18 protein-coding genes, 1 pseudogene and 1 other annotated feature are annotated in these 21773 nt (G+C 59.2%); of the genes and pseudogenes, 11 read left to right on the forward strand and 8 right to left on the reverse strand.

All coding sequences use genetic code 11. The features are described 5' to 3' along the window. The first annotated feature begins 4 nt into the window (after window positions 1–4). From P9A16_RS33165 to P9A16_RS33190, 6 genes are all read left to right on the forward strand, one after another. Window positions 5–1006 (forward strand): ABC transporter permease, encoded by a 1002-nt coding sequence (locus tag P9A16_RS33165; protein WP_050746592.1) that lies wholly within the window; start codon window positions 5–7, stop codon window positions 1004–1006. 2 nt (window positions 1007–1008) lie between these two features. Further along, a complete protein-coding gene (locus P9A16_RS33170; protein WP_050746593.1) occupies window positions 1009–1863 on the forward strand; it encodes an ABC transporter permease in 855 nt (284 codons plus the stop codon). After that, entirely contained in the window at window positions 1860–2684 is an 825-nt protein-coding gene (locus P9A16_RS33175) for an ABC transporter ATP-binding protein (RefSeq protein ID WP_050746594.1), read from the forward strand. The genes P9A16_RS33170 and P9A16_RS33175 overlap by 4 nt, the downstream gene beginning before the upstream one ends. A gap of 68 nt (window positions 2685–2752) precedes the next feature. Next, the gene (locus P9A16_RS33180; RefSeq protein WP_278026432.1) at window positions 2753–3652 is read left to right on the forward strand and encodes an ABC transporter ATP-binding protein; all 900 of its coding nucleotides are present in this window, start codon (window positions 2753–2755) and stop codon (window positions 3650–3652) included. Next, the gene (locus tag P9A16_RS33185) at window positions 3649–4515 is read left to right on the forward strand and encodes an amidohydrolase family protein (protein WP_278026433.1); all 867 of its coding nucleotides are present in this window, start codon (window positions 3649–3651) and stop codon (window positions 4513–4515) included. Before P9A16_RS33180 ends, P9A16_RS33185 begins: the two co-directional genes overlap by 4 nt. Next, window positions 4502–5248: an SDR family NAD(P)-dependent oxidoreductase gene (locus tag P9A16_RS33190; protein WP_050746596.1), complete on the forward strand. Its 747-nt coding sequence runs from the start codon at window positions 4502–4504 to the stop codon at window positions 5246–5248. The genes P9A16_RS33185 and P9A16_RS33190 overlap by 14 nt, the downstream gene beginning before the upstream one ends. Before the next feature lie 195 nt (window positions 5249–5443). Here P9A16_RS33190 and P9A16_RS33195 read toward each other — a convergent pair whose 3' ends face one another. The 7 genes from P9A16_RS33195 to P9A16_RS33225 form a co-directional block, all read right to left on the reverse strand. Further along, complete coding sequence (locus P9A16_RS33195) at window positions 5444–6286, reverse strand: phosphogluconate dehydrogenase C-terminal domain-containing protein (protein WP_050746597.1); 843 nt, start codon at window positions 6284–6286, stop codon at window positions 5444–5446. Between the two features lie 173 nt (window positions 6287–6459). Next, a complete protein-coding gene (locus P9A16_RS33200; RefSeq protein ID WP_050746598.1) occupies window positions 6460–7449 on the reverse strand; it encodes an ABC transporter permease in 990 nt (329 codons plus the stop codon). Continuing rightward, a complete protein-coding gene (locus P9A16_RS33205) occupies window positions 7446–8945 on the reverse strand; it encodes a sugar ABC transporter ATP-binding protein (protein ID WP_050746599.1) in 1500 nt (499 codons plus the stop codon). Before P9A16_RS33205 ends, P9A16_RS33200 begins: the two co-directional genes overlap by 4 nt. Next, window positions 8942–10069, reverse strand: a complete 1128-nt coding sequence (locus tag P9A16_RS33210; RefSeq protein WP_157255851.1) for an ABC transporter permease — start codon at window positions 10067–10069, stop codon at window positions 8942–8944. Before P9A16_RS33210 ends, P9A16_RS33205 begins: the two co-directional genes overlap by 4 nt. Before the next feature lie 68 nt (window positions 10070–10137). Then, complete coding sequence (locus P9A16_RS33215; protein ID WP_082342827.1) at window positions 10138–11142, reverse strand: sugar ABC transporter substrate-binding protein; 1005 nt, start codon at window positions 11140–11142, stop codon at window positions 10138–10140. A gap of 82 nt (window positions 11143–11224) precedes the next feature. Beyond that, window positions 11225–12271 (reverse strand): Gfo/Idh/MocA family protein, encoded by a 1047-nt coding sequence (locus tag P9A16_RS33220; protein ID WP_050746601.1) that lies wholly within the window; start codon window positions 12269–12271, stop codon window positions 11225–11227. Further along, entirely contained in the window at window positions 12268–13884 is a 1617-nt protein-coding gene (locus P9A16_RS33225; RefSeq protein WP_156334175.1) for a hypothetical protein, read from the reverse strand. The genes P9A16_RS33220 and P9A16_RS33225 overlap by 4 nt, the downstream gene beginning before the upstream one ends. A 243-nt stretch (window positions 13885–14127) precedes the next feature. Between P9A16_RS33225 and P9A16_RS33230 the strand changes: the two genes are divergently transcribed. The 3 genes from P9A16_RS33230 (at window position 14128) to nanR (ending at window position 17561) form a co-directional block, all read left to right on the forward strand. After that, window positions 14128–15381 (forward strand): ribulose-bisphosphate carboxylase large subunit family protein, encoded by a 1254-nt coding sequence (locus P9A16_RS33230; RefSeq protein WP_050746608.1) that lies wholly within the window; start codon window positions 14128–14130, stop codon window positions 15379–15381. Next, window positions 15378–16763, forward strand: coding sequence for a four-carbon acid sugar kinase family protein (locus P9A16_RS33235; RefSeq protein ID WP_050746603.1), 1386 nt, complete (start codon window positions 15378–15380; stop codon window positions 16761–16763). Before P9A16_RS33230 ends, P9A16_RS33235 begins: the two co-directional genes overlap by 4 nt. A gap of 99 nt (window positions 16764–16862) precedes the next feature. Beyond that, on the forward strand, window positions 16863–17561 hold the full coding sequence (gene nanR, locus P9A16_RS33240; protein WP_050746604.1) for a transcriptional regulator NanR: 699 nt from the start codon (window positions 16863–16865) through the stop codon (window positions 17559–17561). 510 nt (window positions 17562–18071) lie between these two features. Here nanR and P9A16_RS33245 read toward each other — a convergent pair. Further along, window positions 18072–19100 carry an IS110 family transposase gene (locus tag P9A16_RS33245; RefSeq protein WP_050746605.1) on the reverse strand — a complete coding sequence of 343 codons (1029 nt, stop codon included), beginning with the start codon at window positions 19098–19100 and terminating at the stop codon, window positions 18072–18074. 141 nt (window positions 19101–19241) lie between these two features. Here P9A16_RS33245 and P9A16_RS33250 point away from each other — a divergent pair, with 141 nt between their 5' ends. Next, window positions 19242–20798: an ISL3 family transposase gene (locus tag P9A16_RS33250; protein WP_050746609.1), complete on the forward strand. Its 1557-nt coding sequence runs from the start codon at window positions 19242–19244 to the stop codon at window positions 20796–20798. Window positions 20799–20905: 107 nt separating this feature from the next. Further along, window positions 20906–21657: pseudogene (locus tag P9A16_RS33255) on the forward strand (IS3 family transposase); the annotation flags it as partial. Then, window positions 21190–21306 (forward strand) — a sequence feature (AL1L pseudoknot). It overlaps the preceding pseudogene by 117 nt. Window positions 21658–21773: the final 116 nt, after the last annotated feature.

Consider the following 21773-nt stretch of genomic DNA (forward strand, 5'->3'; position numbering starts at 1 on the left):
CGCCATGTATTTCCGCTACGTCACTCGCCGCTTCGGCCTCATGCTTCTGGTCATCATCCTGGCTGTCTCGATTAACTTCCTGCTGCCCCGCCTGATGCCCGGAGATCCCGTCGAGGCCCAGCTCAACCAATTGCTGGCGACCGGTAGCGGGGGTGGCGACATCTCGGCAATGGTGGAGTCCTACAGAAGCCGTTTTGGTCTGGATCGGCCATTGTGGGAACAATACCTGTCCTATTGGGGTGCCACGCTTCGCCTTGATCTGGGTGTATCCCTTGCGGCCTATCCCGAGCGTGTCGTTGATGCCATCCTGGCCGGCCTGCCTTGGACGCTTGGCCTTTTGGGCTTTGCGACACTCGTCAGTTTTACGCTTGGCACGCTGCTTGGTGGTCTGATGGGCTGGCCGCGCGTGCCGCGTTGGCTGCAGCCCTTCGGGTCGTCGGTGGTTCTATTGTCCTCTGTTCCCTATTTCCTCATCGGGATGGTGCTGCTTTACGTCTTCGCCATCGTCTGGCGCATCTTCCCCGCGGGCGGAGGATTGCCCTTCGGCATCCAGACCGGCTTCAACTGGGAGACCATATCGGCCATTGCCATGCATGCGGCGCTGCCCGCCGCCTCCATCATCCTGGCCGAGATCGGCGCCTGGGCGCTTGGCATGCGCGGCATGATGGTGAGTGTTTTAGGCGAGGACTACATCTCGCTGGCTGACGCCAAAGGGCTGAAGCCACGCCGCATCTTCTTCTGGTACGCAATGCGCAACGCGTTATTGCCACAGCTGACAAAGCTTGCCCTGGCAATGGGCCACATCGTATCGGGCGCCATCCTAGTTGAGGTAATCTTCTCCTATCCGGGGATTGGCTTTCGCCTCTATCAGGCCATCCAGTCGAATGACTACTTCGTCATCCAGGGCATCGTCCTGGTTCTTTCGATCTCGATCGCCGTGGCGATGTTCATCCTTGACCTCATCTATCCTTTGATCGACCCGCGTATTGCTGCGGAGGAGGCGTGACCATGGCCGCCATTTTCGTCCAGCCGCGACAGCTTTTGCGAAACCGACCGCTCGCCTTCGGTCTTGGAATTTTGGCCCTCATCTGTCTCATCGCAATCATCGGTCCTTTGCTCGTCGATCCTACAGCCGCGCGCGTCGGCGCCACGATTGCCCGCCAACCCCCCTCTCCCGATCATTGGCTTGGTACAGACGGACAAGGTCGCGACATGGTGACCGTGCTGATCCATGCCATGCCCAACACGCTGACGATCGGGGTAGTCGCCGGCTTGATCAGCCTGACCCTGGGAGTGGCCCTCGGACTGATCTCAGGCTTTGTCGGGGGGGTGGTCGACACCATCATCCGCGTGCTGACCGACGTCATGATGACGATTCCAGGGATTGCCATCCTCGTCCTGGTTGCCGCCAATGTGCGCGAAATGACGGTGGGATTGATGGCGGTCATCGTCGCCTCCCTGTCCTGGATGGTGGCAACGCGCACCATCCGTGCGCAAACCCTGTCCTTGCGCGAGAGGGGCTATGTCCAAGTGGCGCGGCTCAATGGCAGCAGTGGCCTGAAACTCGTGTTCGTCGAGGTCCTTCCCAATCTCCTGCCCTTTATCGCGGCAAGCTTCGTTGTCACCGTATCGGGAGCCATGCTGGCCACGATCGGACTGGAGGCACTTGGTCTTGGTCCGCAAAACCAGCTCACCCTTGGAACGACCATCTATTGGGCCCAGTTCTACGGCGCCATCCTGCGCGGCATGTGGTGGTGGTGGGGTCCGCCAATCGTCGTGATCTCCATCATCTTCGTCGGCCTCATGCTGACCGCAATGGGACTGGACTCCTTCGTCAACAAGCGTCTGGGAGGCCACGCATGAGCGATCCTCTCCTCGATATCCGCAATCTCACCATAGAATACCCGACCCCTGCCGGTCGCTTTGTTGCCGTCGACGACGTCAGCTTTGACATCGGCGCAGGAGAGCGGTTCGGGCTGGTGGGCGAGTCAGGCTCGGGCAAATCGACCACCATTCTTGCACTCATGCGCATGCTGCGCGGCGGCGTCGTGTCGAAGGGGCAGATGCTGTTGAACGGACGTGACCTGGCGCAGGTGCCGGACGCAAGCTATCGCCGTTTGCGGTTTGCCGAGATGTCACTGGTGCCGCAGGGCGCCATGAGTTCGCTGAACCCGGTGCTGCGGATCGGCCGCCAGATCAACGATATCTTTGAGGACCACGGCGTCATCCATCCGCCCAAGGACAGGGTTTCCATCATCGAGGACCTCCTGCAGCGCGTCGGCCTGCCTGCTGCCGTGCGCCATCGCTTCCCCCACGAACTGTCCGGTGGGATGAAACAACGCGTCTGCATCGCCATGTCGATCGCGCTAAAGCCAAGCGTCATCCTCGCCGACGAACCGACCAGCGCCCTTGACGTGATGGTGCAAAAGCAGGTCCTGGCGACGCTCGGGCGGGTGCAGAAGGAGCTCGGAGCCGCCGTCATCCTGATCGGCCATGACATGGCGCTGATGGCCCATTTCGTCTCGAAGCTGGGGGTCATGTATCGCGGAAAGCTCGTCGAGATGGGACCGGTCAAGGAGGTCTTCGCCAATCCGCAACACGACTATACCAAGATGCTGATCAACTCCCTTCCCACCTTTGAACGGCGAACTCGTGCCGCTGCGGCCGATAGGAGGTCAAGTTAATGGGACTTCTGGAAGTTAGGGCGGCAAGCGTCGTCTTTCATGCGGGGCGAGCAAGCGCCAAGACGGCCTTGCACGACATTTCCTTGTCGATTGGAGGCAAGACACCCTCAATCACGGCGGTGGTGGGCGAAAGCGGCAGCGGCAAGAGCACGCTGATCCGCCTCTTGCTTGGCTTCCGGAACCCGACGCTCGGCGAAGTCCTGTACGACGGAGACAACATAGCCGGCTTGACGCGTGATGGCGCGCGCAAGTTCCGGCGCCAAGTTCAGGCCATCTTTCAGGATCCTTTTGACGCCTTCAATCCCTTCTACAAGATCGACCATCCGCTGGTGACACCCCTGCGCAGCTTCGGCCTCGCAGCATCGAGGGATGAGGCCTATGCGCGTATCGAGACAACGCTGAGAAGCGTCGGCCTCGTTCCCGAAAACACGCTTGGGAAATACCCTCACCAGCTTTCGGGAGGTCAGCGGCAGCGCATCATGATTGCCCGGGCCTTGCTGCTCGATCCAACCGTCATCTTGGCTGATGAACCGGTCTCCATGGTCGACGCCTCCTTGCGCGCAACCATTCTCGACATCCTCTATGAGCTCCGGCGGGATCTTGGAATATCGCTCATCTACGTGACGCATGATCTGACGACAGCATATCAGGTCGCAGACACGATTGTCGTCCTGCATGGCGGTCAGATCATGGAGGTCGGCGCGGCCGAAAAGGTCGTGCATGACCCGCGCCATGCCTATACGAGGGCGCTGATCGATGCCGTCCCGTCTCCAGATCCGGATGTCGCTTGGAACCTTGATGACGACATTGCGCCGCCCGAGGCCTTCCTGGCGGGTAAAACCAAACTCGCCCTTTATGCGACCGAGCCGGATCGCGCCATTGCGTCGGTGGCAAGACCCGGGCAAGCACCCGTGACGGCCGCCGAGATCCAAAGAGTTGTCTCTTTGCAAAAAGCGCTGGCCGCATGAGGATCGACGCCCATTGCCATGCCTGGCGCCGCTGGCCCTATCAGCCTGCGGTTCCAGATGCGACAAGCCGTGCCAGTGCTGCCAACCTGATCCATGAATTGGACCGGTTAGGCGTAAAACAGGCCGTGCTGATCGCTGCGGCAATCGGAGACAATAGCGATAATACCGACTATGCCTTCAAGGCAGCTGCGGACTACCCTGGCCGGTTCGTCGTCTTTCCCGACCTGGAGTGCTGGTGGTCTTCAGCTGTCGGGCAACCGGGGGCGGCCGCGCGCCTGGAGGCGGCACTGTCGCGCTTTCTGTTTCGCGGCTTCAGCCTCTATCTCGCCGAAGACGAAGATGGCAGCCGTCTGGTGGGTCGGGACATGATGGACTTTTTCAGGCTGACCCGTGATCAAGGCCTGATTGCCAGCCTGTCTGTAATGCCGCATCAGATCGAAGCAGTCATCCAGCTGGCCAACAGGATGCCGGAGATCCCGATCCTGCTGCACCATTTCGCCTTTATGGGGCCCCGAAGCCGCACGGGCCCTGGCGACAGTGAAGCCGTGATTGCAGCCGCCGCCTGCTCCAACATCTACGTTAAATATTCCGGTATGGGGAATATCGCTGCGAGCGACCATGAATACCCCTATTCCCCCTTGCGCTGGATCCCAGATTGTTTTGCGCAAGCCTTCGGCCCCCACCGGATGCTCTGGGGGTCCGACTGGCCGGTCTCAACCAAACACATGACCTATCCCCAGACCCTGTCGCTCCTGACGCGTCACGGTCCGTTTCGGGGCGAGGATCTATCGGCGGTGCTCGGCCGCAACATGCATGACCTTCTCAACCGCCAACCCAATGGAGCCCCAAATGAACCAGATTGATCTGATCGGCAAAATAGCTGTCGTGACAGGCGGCGCTCAAGGAATCGGCTTCGCAGTCGCGCGGCGTCTTATCGCCTCTGGCGCCTCAGTCAGTCTCTGGGACATGAACGAAGACCTGCTGAAGGCGGCGGTCCGCGAACTCGGTGAGAAAGCTTCGTCCGTCGTGGTGGACATCAGCGATCATGCTGCCGTCGCTGCCGCGGCAGAACATGTGGAGGCCGGTCTCGGCAGTCTCGATATCCTCGTGCACTCCGCCGGTATCGCCGGCAAGAATGCTCCCCTCGATGTCTATGAGATCGATGAATGGAAACGAGTAATCGACATTGACCTTAACGGGACGTTCTACGTCAATCGGGCCGTGATACCGGGCATGAAGAAGCGCAATTACGGCCGTATCGTCAACATCGCGTCGATTGCCGGAAAGGAAGGTAATCCCAATGCGGCGGCCTATGCCGCGGCCAAGGGTGGCGTGATCGCGATGACCAAAGCCGTCGGCAAGGAATGTGCCGGATTTGATATCGCCATTAACGCGATCACACCGGCAACGGCAAAGACAAGAATTCTCAATGAACTGAAGCCGGAATTTATTGACTATATGTTAAGCCGGATCCCGAGAGGCCGTTTCCTGGAGGTCGACGAGGCCGCCAACATGGTGGCTTGGCTTGTCTCAGCCGAAAACAGTTTCACGACAGCCTCTGTCTTCGATCTTTCAGGAGGCCGCGCCACCTATTAGACAGGTGTTGGCGCCATAGTCACTCCATTGGAGAGATAAGGTTGCGTCCCAGCATCGGGTGCACCGGGAAGGGTTGTCAGGGACAGACGTCCCAGCCGCCGACTTTTCATCCTCGGCGGCTGACCGTTTCTGGCTGACCCGTGATATCCAGGATCGACGGTCTGCAGTGGGCGAACGTCAATCCTTGGAGCGCTTTCACTGCGGATTGCAGATATCCCTCACCGACTGCTTGACCGCCGCTAATGAAAAGATACGATCAAGCCAGTCATCCCTGAAAATCAGCGGGCGAGCCTGGCGGATGGCGTGAAGAGCCCCGTCTGAGAATTTTCCCTCCGGAAAGGCTTCGAAGGCTATCCCGAGTTCGATCTTCAGGTGGCCCAGCATGAAGTCACGTGCCGCATCAGCAGGAACACCCATTGAAACGGCCCGATCAGTCGCATCGCGAAGGGCAAGCGCCAACGTTGCGCCCACTGTCTCTGATAGGGCCGGTTCGAGGATGGCAATGCTCTCCAGCGAGCAGCGATACGCCCGAGTAACAGGCGCATATATCGTGCGGGCGATCTCCTCACACAACTGATAGTGCTCCTCGGGTCCTTGAATCAAAGCGCATACGATTCCTTGGGGGCCGCTGATGCCACCAAAGAAGTCCTTCTGGGCATCTACGTCAGGTGTGAAATCGAATAATGCCGGATGGCATGGATGGGTGCAGAAGTATGTCACATCTGCGCGTTCCGGCATCTCACCAGCATAAGGGGCAGCCGCATCGAGCACAATAATCGCAGCACCGGGCTTGAGATGATCGATGATCGCATGGGAGATTTTCCCGATGAGTCGATCCGGCACGGCGAGAATGACGACATTGGCATTCGCCAAGGCGGCGACTTGATCCACAGTTTCAACACCGACTTCTTCGCGCAGCCTTTGACGTCCCTCGTCGGAAATTTCGACGTGCGAAACTGTAAAGCGGGACGGCTTCAGGTTCTTTGACAGGCGCACGCCCATCTTCCCGCCAGCTCCAAGCAGGGCGATATTGGTCATTGGTTTTCCTTTCCCGTTGCGATCTTTTCGGTAACGCTTGATGCTCATGCAGACGCAGGGCCTTGACTGCCAAAGCGCTGTTGCGCTGGCAGGAGGCAGTTGACCCGGTATTACTTCTGTTCTTGGCTGACGTGCCGCTACGGCGGTTCGATGTGTTCCATGTCAGGTTCACCTCATGACGATCTAAGGGGGCGAATTGTCCGCGCGAGTTTGTCGCGCAGCCGCCGGCCCCGTATTCCGTCGGCGACCATGGCTGCGAAAATCACCGTTCCCAGTATAATCGGCTGCATGTAAAGGTTGACCCCGGTGAAGACGAGGCCGAGTTTGGCGGTCTGGATCAGCGTTGCCCCAGCAACAGCACCGAGCGCAGTGCCGACACCCCCGAAAAGGCTCGCTCCACCCAAAACCGCTGCTGCAATGACATCGAACTCACGGCCCTGCCCAAACCCCACATCGAGGCGGCCGATCTGCGAGATCATCACAAAGCCTGAGATCGCAGCGCAAACCGCGGAAATCATGTAGGCCCTGGCTTCAATCCGCCCGACCGCCAAACCAGCCTTGCGCGCCGCTTCTCGATCATTGCCAAAGGCGTAAATCTGACGGCCGGCGCCAGTGTGACGCAACACGATGTGAATGATCACAGCGGTGACGACGAAGACGAGGATAGGCGTGGGGATCCCCAACACGTTCGACAATCCGAACGTCCGCATGCGCTCAGGAAAATCGAACTGGGTCGAACTGGTGAGCCAGGTCCCGAATCCTCGAAAGACAAAGAGGCTCGCAAGGGTGACGATGAAGGGTACGACTCGAAGCACGACAATGAAGAAGGCATTGAGACCGCCAAGCCCCGCGCCGACGACCATGGCCACGACGAAACCAGCCTCAACCGGCAGCCCGAAGGATCGCATCGCCATGCCGGCGATCAGCGGTGCGAGGAACATCACAGACCCGACCGAAAGATCGATGCCTCCCGTGATCAATACGACCGTCATGCCAAGTGCCGCGATGCCGATGAAGGATGATTGCTTGATGATGTTGGCCAGGCTCTCAGGCTGCAGGAATTGTGGGGCCTGAACTCCAAACCACAAAAGGATCAACACAAAGAAAACCGCCGTCGAATGGCTGAGCGTGAAGCCGACCAGTCCTTTCATGATCCGCTTCATTCTGCGATCTCCCCAAATGCCAGTGCGAGGATGCGCTCGCGATCGAAATCCTGGCGCAGAACCTGTCCTTTGATTTCTCCGCGGTTCATCACGACAATCCGATCGGCCATTCCCATCAATTCCTCAAGCTCCGAGGAAATCATCATTATGCCGCCCCCGCGAGCGGCGATCTCATCGATCAGGCTGTAGATTTCGTATTTGGCGCCAACATCAACACCCCGTGTGGGCTCATCGAGGATGAATAGATCGGGATCGCGCAGTTGCCACTTGCCGATCACGACCTTTTGCTGATTGCCACCGGAAAGAGCCTTGGCGGGCTGGCTGTGGATGTCGTTGGCCTTGATGTTGAGCTCTTCGCGCATTCGTTCAGTTCGCTCCGCAACGCGATCGCGGTCGATCAGTGCAAAAGGTCCTCGGCCAAAAGCGGCCAGTGAGGCAAGAGTCAAGTTATCGGCAACGCTTGAATCCATCATGAGCCCTTCTTCACGCCGATTCTCGGTCACAAACGCCATTCCGGCCTCGATGCGGGCTCGAACCGGCCCCTCCAGCGGTCGCCCCTTGAGGCTGATTGTGCCTTTTGCGCATTTGTCGAGACCAAAGAGAATCCGCGCCAGCTCTGATCGACCAGCACCCATCAGTCCAAAGAGACCGACGATTTCCCCTTCATGCACGGCAAGGTCGACATCCTCGATTACGCCTGGCTGAGTGAGTCCACGCGCCTCCAACACTGTTGCCCCTTGCGGCTGATTGCTGCGCGGCGGGAACATCCCGCCCATGTCGCGACCAATCATACTCCGGATCATCAGCGGGATCGGAAACTCGGCAATCGTTCCCCTTGAGACGACTTCGCCGTCGCGCAACACGACGATGTCATCACAAAGCCGCTGTACATCCGACAATATGTGCGAGATGTAGATGATCGTGCAGCCTTGGCCTTTCAGAGCCTCGATCGTCGCAAACAGCCTCTCGCTTTCACGCGGCGTCAGCGACGTCGTGGGTTCATCAAAGATCAGGAGGCTCGCCTCGTTGTGAAGCGCCCGGGCGATCTCCACCAGTTGTCGCTCGCCCGGTGACAGTCGGCCAACTTCGACAGAAGGGTCGAAATCCAAAGAGAGGCGAGAGAGGACTTGCCGACTTCGCTCGTTGATCCGCTTCCAGTCAATGAGGCCCATACGCCTCGGAAAGCCATCAATGTAGAGGTTTTCCGCCACCGAAAGATTGGTGAAGAGGTTGAGCTCCTGGTGAATGAAGGCAATGCCGATGCGCGTTGCGTCAGCGGCTCCTGCCGGTTCATAGGGCAGACCGCGCCACATCATATGACCTGAGGTCGGTTTTACGACACCCCCGATCATGTTCATAAGCGTCGATTTGCCCGCGCCGTTCTGGCCGATGATGCCGAGCACTGAGCCTTCGCGGACACTAAAGCTGACATCGCGGTTGGCCGGGATCCCGAACCAGGATTTTGATAGGCCTTGGAGAGACAGAATGTCCGTCATCGTACCCGCTCCCGCTTCAGCCGTGTGCGCAAAACATCGAGCAAGGCCGCACATAGGATGATGCCGCCTTTGACCATGTCGATCTGGAAGGCCGAAAGGTTCATCGCCGAGAGCGAACTTGCCATGATGACGTAGAACATGACGCCAAAGAAGGTCCAGATGACCTTTGCCTTGCCACCGAACAGGCTTGTCCCGCCAATCACGGCAGCGCCAATGACATCCAGAAGGAAGGTGCCGCCACCTAGCGTCGGTCGCCCGGCTTCAAGGCGGGCGGCAAACAACAGCCCGCCGATCATCGCGCAAACCGCCGAGATCACGAACACAGCAATGATGATGCGCCTGACGCGCACACCGGAAATTTCGGCGGCCTTGCGGTTCATCCCGATGGCCAGCACCTGGCTGCCAAACACCGTCCGATTGAGGAGCACGTGCGCCGCCAGTGCGACGAACAGGGCGATGACCATGGGATAGGTGACAAGAGAATAGATGGCGCGTCGGGCTATCTTGGCCTCTTCCTTGGCACCGAAATAGACAGAGACGATATCGCCACGGCCCAGACGAATGAAATCGTCAGGCAGGTTTGCCACATTGCCCGATTGCGTGAGCCAGAGGGCAAAGGCCGAGAAGATCATCATCGCGACCAGCGTCACGATGAAGGCCGGCATCGCAAACATAGCAACCGCCATGCCATTGATAAGGCCGATGATCACGGCAGCGACGAGCATGGCGGCGATGGCCAGGACCACGCCGTGGTCCACTCCTGCGAGCGGCCCCCCGGCGTCTGTGAGCAGCCACCCCCAGATGGGTGTGTTGGAAAAGGTTGCCGGATCTGCAGCTCCCGTGATCAGCACCGCGCCAAGGACCGATGTCAACGCAATGGCTGCCCCTTGGCTGAGATCAATACCTCCGATCGCAAGCACAAAGGTCTGGCCAATCGCAACGATGAGCAGCGGCCACATATTGGACAGGACATTCACCAAATTCGCCGGTGTGACCAGCATCGGCAAAAATGGCGCCAAGAGCAGCACGTAGAAAACAGAGAGATACAGAACGAACTGGTCGGAGAGCAGCAGGTCAACCGCCTTGTCCTTCAGTTCTCTTCTCGGCACCGGTGATGAAGACATAGTGTACCTTTTCGCCATTGGACCCGGCCGGGCATCGCCAGCTGGGTCCCATGTCGTTTGTCAGCAGATCAATTGTCGAGGAAGCCTTCTGCAAGCAACTTGCAGCCCCACATATCCATCTCGCGTTCAGCGAGATTGGCAGACGTCAAGGCAAAGCCCGGGTCGGCGATCACTTCGTTCGGATCTGTCTCGCCGGCCTCGATCGCTTTAACGATGGCATTCACGGAAGCCTCGGCCTCGAAATACAGATCCTGGACCCCCGTCGCGTCGACATAGCCTTCCTTGATGAGCTTGCAGGCCGTGGCATCACCATCCAGACCGGCAAGCGGGATATGGCCTTCTTCGCCAGTCTTCTTCCACATGCCACGCGGCTCCAGTACCGATCGGATGGTGGGGAAAAGGAAATCAGACGAGGTGAACATTGCGTCGATCTTCGGCTTGGCCGTGACCGCAGCCTCCAGATTGGCAAGGGCAGTCGCCGCGTCCCAGTCAGAGGCGACTTCCGTCACATCGAACCGGTCCGGGAATTTGGCAACTGCTGCCTCAAAGCCCTTCTTGCGCTGGATGGCGTTGGTGTCGCCCAGGTCACCGACAATCACCACTGCATGAAGCTTTGCATCCGCCGGCGCTGCAGCAATTGCCTGCTCCAGCACAAAGGCTGCAGCCGTTTCGGCAATGGCAGCATTGTCGGCGACAACGATTACGCCATTATCATTGTTGGCTGGCGGCCGATTGAACACGACGATGGGCACGTCATTCGACGTCGCCTCCTTGACGATGGTCACAGCGCTCTCACCGTCCTGCGGAATGAGGATGATGCCGTCGACGCCTTGAGCAACGCAGTCACGCACCTGCTCCAGCTGTCGGTTGACATCTTCGTTCGCATTGCGCTCGATGACGCTGTGGCCCATCTCAGTGAGGGTCTCAACGATGGCCTTGTGACTTGCCACCCAAAATTCCGTTTCCAGATCTTGGAACGCAAAGCAGATATTGGCCGCACTGGCTGTAGAGCTGAAACCGACCGTCGAGGCCGCAAGAGCAAGACCGAAGGTGATTTGTCTGAGATGTTTCATGTATTCTCCTCCAATAGATACTGTGGATTGGGCCGAGATGGCCCCTGCGGAGGGTGGCCCTTTGCTCCATCCGCATGGCTGATCAGGCTGCCGGCGGTTCCTCCCCCCTGGCAGCGAGCTTCATTTGCCGCCCATCGTTCCTGGCTGACTGCACGGCCGCGAAGGTGAGCCTCAGAGTTTCCAGATTGTCGGCGCCAGAAGGTTGTGCCTTTGCGCGTCCGGCCAGCACGTCAAGAACATGGTGTTGAAACGCGATGACGGAGTCCTGTACGAGGTTCCAGGGCCGCGCACCCCAAGATGGGATCGGCGGCTCCAACACCTCCTCCAGGCACCTACCCCGGCGATGCAGCCGCAAGCGGTAGCCATCGCCAAGCTCAATGGAGCCTTCGTCGCCTTCGGCTAACGCAAGTGTCTGTACGAACCTGTCGGGTGCATAATGGCTGAAGAAGCTGCATTCAACACTGGCAACAGCCCCGTTTGCATGCCGCATCTGTGCCAGGAAGGCGTCCTGGCCCGTGACGTTTGGATTGAGGCGCTGGGCCTCGCAGCTGATGCGGGTCACCTCACCAAACAATCGACGTGCAACGTCGAAGAGATGCAGCCCGACATCCGACAGCGCCAGATCTTCGACCTGCGCCAGGTACGGCTGGTTGGCATAAATATCAAAGGCATGGCGGAAGTTCAGCCGCAGGAACTGCGGCTGGCCGATGGCACCACTGTCTATGAGCTCCGCGATGCGACGTATTGGTGCCTGCCAGCGAAAATTCTCGTGGACGAGCAACTCCACGCCCGCGCGTGTGCACGCGTCGACCATGGCCTGCGCATCGATCAGGTCTGCTGCGAACGGCTTCTGGCAGATAACGGCGCAGCCATGGTCGGCTGCCAACTCGACCAAACTCCGATGAGAGCTCACCGTGGTGGCGATATCGGCGAAGTCGGGGCGGATCTCCTTGAGCATCTGAGCTGCATCGCGATATGCCCGGGCCCCGAACTCCTCTGCGAATGCCGCAGCCTTGGTGGGATCGAGATCGCACACAGCGACAATCGTGACGTCTGGAAGGTCGCGCCAGGCCAGCATATGGTTGCGTGCGAAGAACCCACAGCCGATGAGAACACCGCGGCGCGTCATTGACCATCGTCCAACGTAGCGTCATTGCCAAAATGGTAGGCGAGACTGAGGCTGCCCTTTGCATCAGCAGTGACGCTATACCCGCCCCGCTCGGTCATGAGGCTCCATTTGTCGGGCTCGACGATGACATCCGCCGTGGCCCCCGCGGTTTGCTGAGCGAACTGCACGACGTGGGCAAGCGGCCCGGCCGCTGCGAGCGGTCCCGAAGTCATTGCCAACGCTATGCTTGCACAACCTGCCTTGGCAGCGAGCGCGAGGACTGCAGCCGCATAGGCCGCCGCATACTCTGTCTTCTGCCGCGGATCCGCATTGGTCATCGTCATGTGCCGGCCGTGAGGATTGGCCGCTAATCCATCGCCATAGGGATTGGACCGCATGGCAATGGAGAATAGACCCAGATGAAGCGGCTTGGCCGGCAGGAGCGCTGCCGCTGAGGCGAAAATGTCGGGCAAGGCCTCCAGGGTCTGGGTGATGGAGCGATCATCAGCTGCGTGAACAATGGCACTATTGCCGAAGGTGATGAAGTCCGCATCACTGGCAGGCGGGCAGCGATTGGCTTCCGTGAAATGGGTAAGGCTGCCACCGCCCAAGGCAATGCCTGGCAGGAGCCTGCGCAGGACGGGCAAGACGTCGGATGGTCTCGGCCCCTCAGGCCACGGCCCCTCAGGTTGATAGCTCTTCAGGTAGGGCCGTGGGAGTGCCGTCAGCCGACCAAGTTGAGGATAGTGCTCGATCAGGCGCAAGACGGTCGCCTGCAGGTCGGAAACCGCATCAAAGACCACTTCGACGCCGCCGACTGGCATGCCTTCTATTCTGGTGAAATCATCGTCCGTGGTCTCTGGGAAGACCCGCAACAGAAGCGGCCCAGCCTTGCTGACCGGCAGCGATCCTGCATCATGCGCTAATAGCACTTGCGGCAGCCGAACGCGCTCAGCCTCGGCACGCGGAAAGGCTTCCACCTTGGCAACTTCGCCAGAAATGCCGATGACGATGGACTGGTCGACAGATTGGCCGCGCTCAAGCACGAATGGACGCGGCAGTGTCAGTGGCCGGCAATAGGTCTTGAAGGATGCGTCTGACCAATTGCGCTGATCCTCCATTTCGAACACGTCGCCTTCGAACTGGATATCGACGGACAAAGCGCCGATGGCGTACGCCATTCCAGCGATGTTCATCGCAGGCTGAGCCGGGGCGATTTTGAGAGGGAAAGCAGCCTGAGTTGATCCACCGTCCGGATGGCGAAGGGTGAGGCAGCTTCCCGCCACTTCCTTGATCGGATGCAGAAGCGTTAGACCGGCGCGATTGAGTAAGACCGCCTCATGCGCCTTCAATGAAAAAAGCGCCCGCAACTCGCGCTCGTTGGTCATCTCGACGCTGAAGCTGCCCTCCACGGGTGCGACCTTGCCCCTGAACCGGCGTCGATAAGAATGATCGGTCGCCTCCTCCAGAACCGTCTCGATTTCAACCACACCCCAGTTTTCATCGCGCAGGGGCGCATTCAAGCCGCGCAGGATTTCGACACCGTCAAAACTAAGGCTGCGCAGATCGCCGGCGACAGCGACGGCCTGCAGCTTGCCGTATCTGAGGAGGACAGAACCCATGGCGTCAGCCACTGCTTTCCCACCCTCATCCATGACGGATCCCGCTGTCGTCCTCGTCTGCACTGGTACCCTCCCCGGCCGCTTAACCTCATATACTCATTATATCACTTTCTCGTCAATACTGAAGACTGGCCCCTCCGCAAATCGGCTGGGCATCGCCATATCCAGCTTCTCCGGCCTTTCTGCGGACGATCCGCTTGATAGGCGTCATGTGCTGGTATAATGACTCAAGGGACTGAACAATTGGAGGACATGATGCTCGAGCGCATCGAAGCCGACTACCTGATCGAGACCCCCGGGGATCCCGAAAAGGCAGCAGAGGTAATGGCAGGCGAACAATCTTCAGGCACCTTCGCACCCGTTCCTGGGGAAACGGTGGAACTGAAGGCACGCTCGGCAGCGCGCGTGGAGGCGTTGGAGCTCATGGAAGAAGTCGCGGCGCCCAGCCTTCCGGGATCAATTGCAGCGCCTGGCTCGGCATGCCGTCGCGCTCGCGTCACCCTGTCCTGGCCCCTCGACAATATCGGCACAGATCTCATAGGCCTGATGGCCACCGTCTCAGGCAATCTCTTCGAGCTGAAACAATTCTCAGGCCTGCGGATCCTCGACATCCGGCTGCCGGAGGCTTTCGCCGCCGCCTATGACGGGCCAAAATTTGGCGTTTCCGGCACCCGCAGCCTAGTCGGCGTGGATTCAGGGCCGTTAATCGGCACGATCATCAAACCAAGCGTGGGGCTGTCAGCTGCCGAAACCGCAGCGGCCGTGGCGCAGCTTCTAGAAGCGGGGATCGACTTCATCAAGGACGACGAATTGCAGGCCGATGGTCACTATTGTCCCTTCGACGAGCGAGTCCGGGCAGTTATGCCGGTGATCAGAGCTCACGCTGAGCGGACAGGACGCAAAGCCATGTTCGCCTTCAACGTGACTGGCGAGGTTGATCAGATGCGCCGCCGGCACGATCTCGTTCTTGCCGAGGGTGGAACCTGCGTCATGGCAAGCCTGAATTCGGTGGGCCTATCGGGGCTACTGGGTTTGACGCGCCACAGCCAGTTGCCGATCCACGGCCATCGTAACGGTTGGGGCTATCTCAGCCGCGCGCCAATGCTGGGTTGGTCCTATATCGCCTGGCAGAAGTTTTGGAGGCTGGCGGGGGTCGACCACATGCATTGCAATGGCCTCCGCAACAAGTTTGCCGAACCCGATGATAGCGTCATTGCGTCAGCTCGCGAATGCCTGGCCCCGATGTTCGACAGCAAACCATGTATGGCAATGCCGGTATTTTCCTCCGGCCAGACGGTCCACCAGGCAGAAGACACTTATCAAGCTCTTGGCAGCGCCGACCTGATCCATGCAGCAGGCGGTGGCATCATGGCTCATCCGGGGGGCCCTGCCGCAGGGGTCGCGGGACTAAGACAGGCTTGGGATGCTGCGATGGCGGGCATTCCGGCCGCAGGCTACGCCCTTGACCATCCCGAGTTGGCCGCTGCCTTGAAGGCGTTCCAGAGATGACGCAGGTCGAGCAATTCCCGCCCGGTCCGCTGATCGCCTGGTATGGTGACGATTTTACGGGCGCCGCTGCGGTGATGGAGGTCCTGAGTTTTGCGGGCTTGCCTTCCATTCTCTTTCTTGATCCGCCCTCCCCCGAGCAGGTCGCCCGCTTTGGGCAGATGCGGGGGATCGGGATCGCAGGCACTGCCCGCTCTGAAAGCCCCCAATGGATGCAGGCAGAGCTCCCCGCCATGTTTGCTGCTTTACGGAAGACAGGCGCGCCGCTTCTGCACTACAAGATCTGCTCGACCCTCGACTCGGCACCAGACATCGGCTCAATCGGCGCTGCCATGGAGATTGCCGTCGCCACATTGGGGACAAGGTTGATGCCAATTTACCCCGCGGCAATCCCTCTAAAACGCTATCAAGCCTTTGGATCCCTCTTTGCCGCGGCCCCCGATGGCGTGTTTCGGCTGGATCGCCACCCCGTCATGGCGCGCCATCCGGTGACGCCAATGAACGAGGCTGATGTTGCACAACACCTTGCCCGGCAGACCCGGCTGCCAATCGAAACGCTAAGGCTAGATCAACTGCATCTGGGACAGGCGGATGCTGTTTTTGCCGCAGCCGAACGCAGGGGGCGAGCTGGCATTGCTTTGGATAGCGTTTCTGAAGCCGATCAACGCGAAATCGGGCGCATCCTTTGGCAGCGACGCAACGCTGATATGATGTGCTTTGGCTCGCAAGGGATCGAGTATGCGCTCGTTGCCCATTGGCGCGCTGAAGGCATGATTCCCCCGGTTGCTCCGCGGCCGTCGGCCGGAGATCTAGGTCCGATTGCGGTTGTTTCAGCTTCCGTGTCGCCGGTGACGGCGCAGCAGATCGCCAATGCAGCCGCAAGCGGATTTCACCTGATCGAGGGCGACCCACGTCATCTTGCGAGCGGCCATGCACCCGCTGCGGAAGAAAGGATTGTGACCGAGATGCTGGAAGCGCTTACGCGTGGGCAGGATGTGCTGCTTGCGACGGCGCGGGGACCTGATGATCCGGCCGTAGAGCGGTTCCGCACCTGGCTTGCTAACCGCGCCACGGCGGCAGCCGACGCAAATCGCAACATTGGCCAGGCCCTGGGCCGGATCCTCCACAGTGTCGTGACCCGGAGCGGCTTGCGACGAGCAGTGATCTCGGGCGGCGATACGTCTGGGCATGCAGCGCGGGAGCTGGGGGTGACGGCGCTTGAAGCACTCGCGCCGACCGTGCCAGGGGCCTCCATCAACGTGGCCCGCTCCGAGGATCCTAAAATCGACGGATTGCAGCTCGCTCTCAAAGGCGGGCAGATGGGTACAGTCGATTTTTTCAGCAGGGTGAGGACCGGCGGTGGCGTGGATGGCAAGCTGAGATAAGGCGTCGACGCACAGCCCTGAAATTTGATAGTTACAAACCCGCTGGGCCACTGGTGATGGTGACCCGATCATGCCGCTGATCCGCCGCCCGGAGCCGTAATGGAACCCATTCAGAAGAAGAAATTGTATCAGTCCGTACTGGATCGCCTCATTGAGACGATAGCCTCGAAGGAGTTCCCGCCAGGATCACAGCTCCCCTCTGAGCGGGAGTTGATGGCGATGATCGGCGTGGGACGGCCCTCCATCCGCGAGGCGATGCTTACGCTACAGCAGATGGGGTTGATCCGCATTTCGCACGGTGAACGTGCCCGCGTCGTCAAGCCTACACCCGAGGCAATCATCGATCAGATATCTGCAGCGATGATCATGCTCCTGGCCGACAACCCAAAAGGTCTTGAAGATCTCAAGTCGGCCCGGATTATGATCGAGGTAGGACTTGCGCGAATGGCCGCAACGAGCGCAACAGCCAACGACATCCGTTTCCTTGATGAGTGCATAAAGGAGATGCAAGCGCGGCAGGGTGATTCGGCAGCTTTCGTGGCAGCCGATATGCGCTTCCACGAGATCCTCGCCGGCATCAGCGGCAATTCGCTTATAGCTGCTGCGGTGTCGGGCATGCTTGTATGGCTGACTCGATTCAAGCAGGACATGGTGGTTGTAAAAGGCGCAGAGCAAGTAACGATCGAGGAGCACAAGCTTATTTTGGATGCTATCCGGAACAATGATGCTGAGGCAGCAGGATCTGCGATGCAACGTCACCTGTCCCGCGCAAATACTCTCTACTACAACTACACATGATTTAGAGAGACTACATAAACATGTGGACCGGCTTTCAGGACGACTTACAAGAGGAGCAAGCTTTCATCAATCCACGCATTCGCGTGAGATGTCCATAGCTTTCTCTTCCCTCGATTTGAATGGATTCGAACAACCGACCCGTTTGTCGAAGGATAAATCGCTGGATATCCGAGACCATTCCACTGTTTAAGACTGTCAATCGGCGTCGTAACGGGGCTCTGACTCATATGTGGAACGGCCCGGTTAGCAAGGCGTTGGCAGCATGAATCTCCGTCGGACGGTGCAGTCATATGTCCGGCCTGTCAGCGCGGTCATTGACCGCTGGCCACGATGAGATCCGCGATGTCGATCGCCTAATCACTTTCTCGCGCTCGAAGGCGCATTGAGTCAGACGGTCTGATCGACATCGAGGTATCGCCCCTCGGGTTCATCACACTTCGTACCTTGCCACTTTATCCCGACGCAGTAACGCCGGGAATTCTGTTCCTATGCCTATGCCTATGCCTATGCCTATGCTTTTGCCATCGCCGGCGCTTGGTATGTGCCGCCCTTGACGAGAAGCGCCCATATTGTGCGCGCCATCTTGTTGGCGAGCGCCACGGCTGCCACCTTGTAGGGGCGACGTGCCATTAATGACACCACCCAACCGGGCAACTTAGAACCTCTGCGAGCCTGTTTCAGGATCGACGTCGCTCCGACAATCAGTAGCGTTCGTAACTGCTTGTTGCCTCGCTTCGAGATCTTGCCGAGCCGCTCCTTCCCTCCGCTGGAGTTTGCTGTTGGTGTAATGCCGATCCAGGCAGCCAGATCCCGTCCTGTCCGAAAGGCCGCCGGATCCTGAACGGCGGCACGAACAGTTGCCGCAATAATAGGTCCTACGCCGGGGATCGTCGTCAGCCGACGAGCGGCATCATCGGCTTTCACTGCTGCGATAATCTTGCTGTCGAGCACCTCAACCCGTTCTGTCAGCCTTTCGATCTGATCGGCCATTTCAAGAAGCGCCGCCTTGGCCGAGTGCGGCAGACGTCCGTCTTGATCGTCGCGCAAAATTGCAATGAGCTTGGCAATACTTGTCATTCCGGCCGCGGCGATGATTCCGAGCTCGGCCATATGGCCCCGCATGGCATTCGCCGTCTGGCTTCGCTGACGCACGAGTAACTCTCGAGTCTTCAAAACCATCCCAGCGGCTTGCTCTTCCGGTGACTTGACGGGCACGAAGCGCATCGTTGGACGCGTGACCGCCTCGCAGATTGCCTCTGCATCAGCCGCGTCGGTCTTGTTGCGTTTGACGTAGGGCTTAACATAGGCCGGTGGCATCAACCGCACCGTATGGCCGAATTCGCCGATTGCGTTGGCCCAGTAGTGGGCACTCCCGCATGCCTCCATTCCCACAAGGCATGGCTCAATGTGACGAAAGAATTCCAAGACCTGTGATCGCCGCAAAGCACGGCGGACAGCTATGTGCCCGTCTTCAGTAATGGCGTGGATCTGAAAGACCGACTTGGCCAAATCCAGTCCGATTATGGTAATCTTCTCCATGGAACGGTTCCTTCTGTCTTGTGGCGATTGGCGTCACCACAGTAGGCATCCCCGATGCCGGTGCGAAGGGCCGTTCCACACCATCACTTTTGATGAAATCAAGTGCTGGCTGATGTTGGTTTCACGCAAGGAATCAATACCATGGGCCATTCGCTCAGATCGTCGACGCTCGTCCCTCGCGGCTTTATAGTCGACAATACAGCCATTGATGACGACGTCATGTTGATCGCAGTCCGGCCGACGAGCAAAGCAAGCTTTTGCCCAATCTGTGGAACAAGGTCGGAACGAATCCACAGTCGATATCAACGACGCCTGGCTGACCTGCCCTTGGTGGGAAAGCCCGTTCGGCTTGTCATTGAAGCGCGCCGGTTCCACTGCGATGCACTGCTATGCGGTCGGCGAATCTTCGCCGAGCGCTTCGACGGAGACATTCTCGCGCCTTCGGCGCGGCGAACCGCCAGGCTTGACCACATCGTCCATCATCTCGGACTTGCACTGGGTGGCAGGCCAGCGGCCACCTTTGCCAAAAGGCTGATGTTGCCGGTCAGCAACGATACGCTGCTGCGCGTCGTGCGGCGACGCGGCAGTCCGCGCTTTGTCCCACCCACCTTGATCGGTATCGTCGACTGGGCGTGGCGACGAAATCAACGCTATGGGACCATCATCTGCGATCTGGAACGGCGCAAAACCATTGCTCTCCTGTCGGATCGGGAGCCGTCGACGGCCCAGGCCTGGCTCTCGGACCAACCTCAGATCAGCATCGTCGCTCGCGACCGCGGCGGTGGTTACGCGACGGCTGCAGCCAAGGCGTTGCCACACGCCACCCAGGTCGCTGACCGCTGGCACTTAATGGAGAACGCCAGCCGGGCATTCCTCGATGCGGTGCGCAAATCGATGCGCCAGATCCGAACTGCGATCGGAGCGGCCACGATCAACCCCGAACTGCTGACGGCCGCCGAGAGGATCCAGTACGAGGGATATCTTCGACGGGAAGACACCAACGCCGCAATTCTCGACATGGCCAAGTCCGGAGCAACAATCAAGGAGATCGTGCGCCGGACCGGATACAGTCGCGGCCTTGTCCGACGCGTACTGCGTGGTCAACGTTCGGATGTCTTCCGCGTCCGTGAGAACTCGCTTGAACTCTACCTGCCCTGGCTTGACGCTCAATGGACGGCCGGAAACCGGAATGGAACGGAGCTATGGCGGCAACTCAAGAGCCAAGGGTTCCGCGGCTGTCTTCGAGTTGTCACCGAGTGGGCCACACGCCGTCGAAAAGCAGAGAAGGTCGATGCGGGCGCGTTGAGCCGAGCGCCTTCGGCCAGGACCATTGCGCGTCTCATGACCATCGGCCGCGACGACCTTTCCAAATCTGAGACCGTGACGGTTGCGGCGATTGAGGGTGGCGTGCCGCTGCTGGTTGAGGCCCGGGAAGTCATCGCCGCCTTCCAGGCCATGATCCGCAAGAAATCTCTCGCTGATCTCGATACATGGTTGGAACGCGCTCGATCGGGCTTGGTCGCCTCCTTCGCCAACGGTGTCGTTAGAGACCGAGCAGCCGTCAGCGCAGCGATCTCTTCACCATGGTCCAACGGCCAGACGGAGGGGCAGATCACCAAGCTCAAACTTGTGAAACGCCAGATGTACGGCCGCGGAAAAATTGATCTCCTCCAAGCCCGCGTCATCGGCGCGGGATAAAATCCATCACCACCAAAACTGCGTCAGAGCCAAGATTGGACGCCGATAAGGGAGGTGTGAACCGCCCCGGCTTTGCCGGAGACCCCAACTCGTGAGAAGTAGGGTCTATGACAAGCAAGACGACGAACAAATTTTCTTCTGAAGTCCGCGCCCGCGCCGTTCGAATGGTGGCCGATCATGAAGCCGAACATCCTTCCCGGTGGGCGGCTGTATCTTCCATAGCGGCCAAGATCGGTTGCTCGGCGCATACGCTCAATGAATGGGTGAAGAAGGCCGAGGTCGACAGCGGCAAGCGTGCAGGTTTGCCGAGTGACGTGGCGGAGAAGATAAAGGCTTTGGAGCGGGAGAACCGGGAGCTTCGTCAGGCGAATGAGATTTTACGCAAGGCCTCTGCGTATTTTGCCCAGGCGGAGCTCGACCGCCCACTGAAGCGATGATTTCCTTCATCGATGCACACCGCTCGGTGCTCGGGGTCGAGCCGATCTGCAGGCTGCTGCCGATTGCCCCGTCCACCTACTATGAGGTCGTTGCCAAACGCACGGACGTGGACCGCCTATCGGCCCGCACCCGACGCGACATGGCCCTGAAGATCGAGATACGCCGGGTGTTCAACGAGAACTTCCAGGTCTATGGCGTGCGCAAAGTCTGGCGGCAGTTGCAGCGAGAAGGTTACGACGTTGCCCGCTGCACCGTCGCTCGGCTTATGAGAATGATGGGGCTTCAAGGCGTCATTCGCGGCAAGCCAGTCAAAACCACCGTGTCGGACAAGTCCGCTCCATGCCCGCTAGACCGGGTGAACCGACAGTTCTTCGCTCCCGCGCCGAACATGCTGTGGTTATCCGATTTCACCTATGTCGCTGTCCGTCGTCAAATGAACTGAGACTTTTCGGGCTTTGGAAGAGCGGAGTTTCCGGCTCGGTTTGCGGGTTGATTTAAGCCGCTTTGGCGTGATGGTTCAAGCGGCGCTGTCTGATG

The sequence above is a fragment of the Shinella sp. 838 genome (assembly GCF_029623935.1).
In the GTDB taxonomy this organism is placed as follows: domain Bacteria; phylum Pseudomonadota; class Alphaproteobacteria; order Rhizobiales; family Rhizobiaceae; genus Shinella.

Excerpts from the sequence above, each read along its gene's own strand:
- nanR (WP_050746604.1), top strand. The coding sequence starts at position 16,863 with ATGGAACCCATTCAGAAGAAGAAATTGTATCAGTCCGTACTGGATCGC.
- P9A16_RS33195 (WP_050746597.1), bottom strand. The coding sequence starts at position 6,286 with ATGACCAATATCGCCCTGCTTGGAGCTGGCGGGAAGATGGGCGTGCGC.
- P9A16_RS33165 (WP_050746592.1), top strand. The coding sequence starts at position 5 with ATGTATTTCCGCTACGTCACTCGCCGCTTCGGCCTCATGCTTCTGGTC.
- P9A16_RS33215 (WP_082342827.1), bottom strand. The coding sequence starts at position 11,142 with ATGAAACATCTCAGACAAATCACCTTCGGTCTTGCTCTTGCGGCCTCG.
- P9A16_RS33190 (WP_050746596.1), top strand. The coding sequence starts at position 4,502 with ATGAACCAGATTGATCTGATCGGCAAAATAGCTGTCGTGACAGGCGGC.
- P9A16_RS33220 (WP_050746601.1), bottom strand. The coding sequence starts at position 12,271 with ATGACGCGCCGCGGTGTTCTCATCGGCTGTGGGTTCTTCGCACGCAAC.
- P9A16_RS33170 (WP_050746593.1), top strand. The coding sequence starts at position 1,009 with ATGGCCGCCATTTTCGTCCAGCCGCGACAGCTTTTGCGAAACCGACCG.
- P9A16_RS33230 (WP_050746608.1), top strand. The coding sequence starts at position 14,128 with ATGCTCGAGCGCATCGAAGCCGACTACCTGATCGAGACCCCCGGGGAT.
- P9A16_RS33245 (WP_050746605.1), bottom strand. The coding sequence starts at position 19,100 with ATGGAGAAGATTACCATAATCGGACTGGATTTGGCCAAGTCGGTCTTT.
- P9A16_RS33175 (WP_050746594.1), top strand. The coding sequence starts at position 1,860 with ATGAGCGATCCTCTCCTCGATATCCGCAATCTCACCATAGAATACCCG.
- P9A16_RS33250 (WP_050746609.1), top strand. The coding sequence starts at position 19,242 with ATGGGCCATTCGCTCAGATCGTCGACGCTCGTCCCTCGCGGCTTTATA.
- P9A16_RS33210 (WP_157255851.1), bottom strand. The coding sequence starts at position 10,069 with ATGTCTTCATCACCGGTGCCGAGAAGAGAACTGAAGGACAAGGCGGTT.
- P9A16_RS33205 (WP_050746599.1), bottom strand. The coding sequence starts at position 8,945 with ATGACGGACATTCTGTCTCTCCAAGGCCTATCAAAATCCTGGTTCGGG.
- P9A16_RS33185 (WP_278026433.1), top strand. The coding sequence starts at position 3,649 with ATGAGGATCGACGCCCATTGCCATGCCTGGCGCCGCTGGCCCTATCAG.
- P9A16_RS33200 (WP_050746598.1), bottom strand. The coding sequence starts at position 7,449 with ATGAAGCGGATCATGAAAGGACTGGTCGGCTTCACGCTCAGCCATTCG.
- P9A16_RS33235 (WP_050746603.1), top strand. The coding sequence starts at position 15,378 with ATGACGCAGGTCGAGCAATTCCCGCCCGGTCCGCTGATCGCCTGGTAT.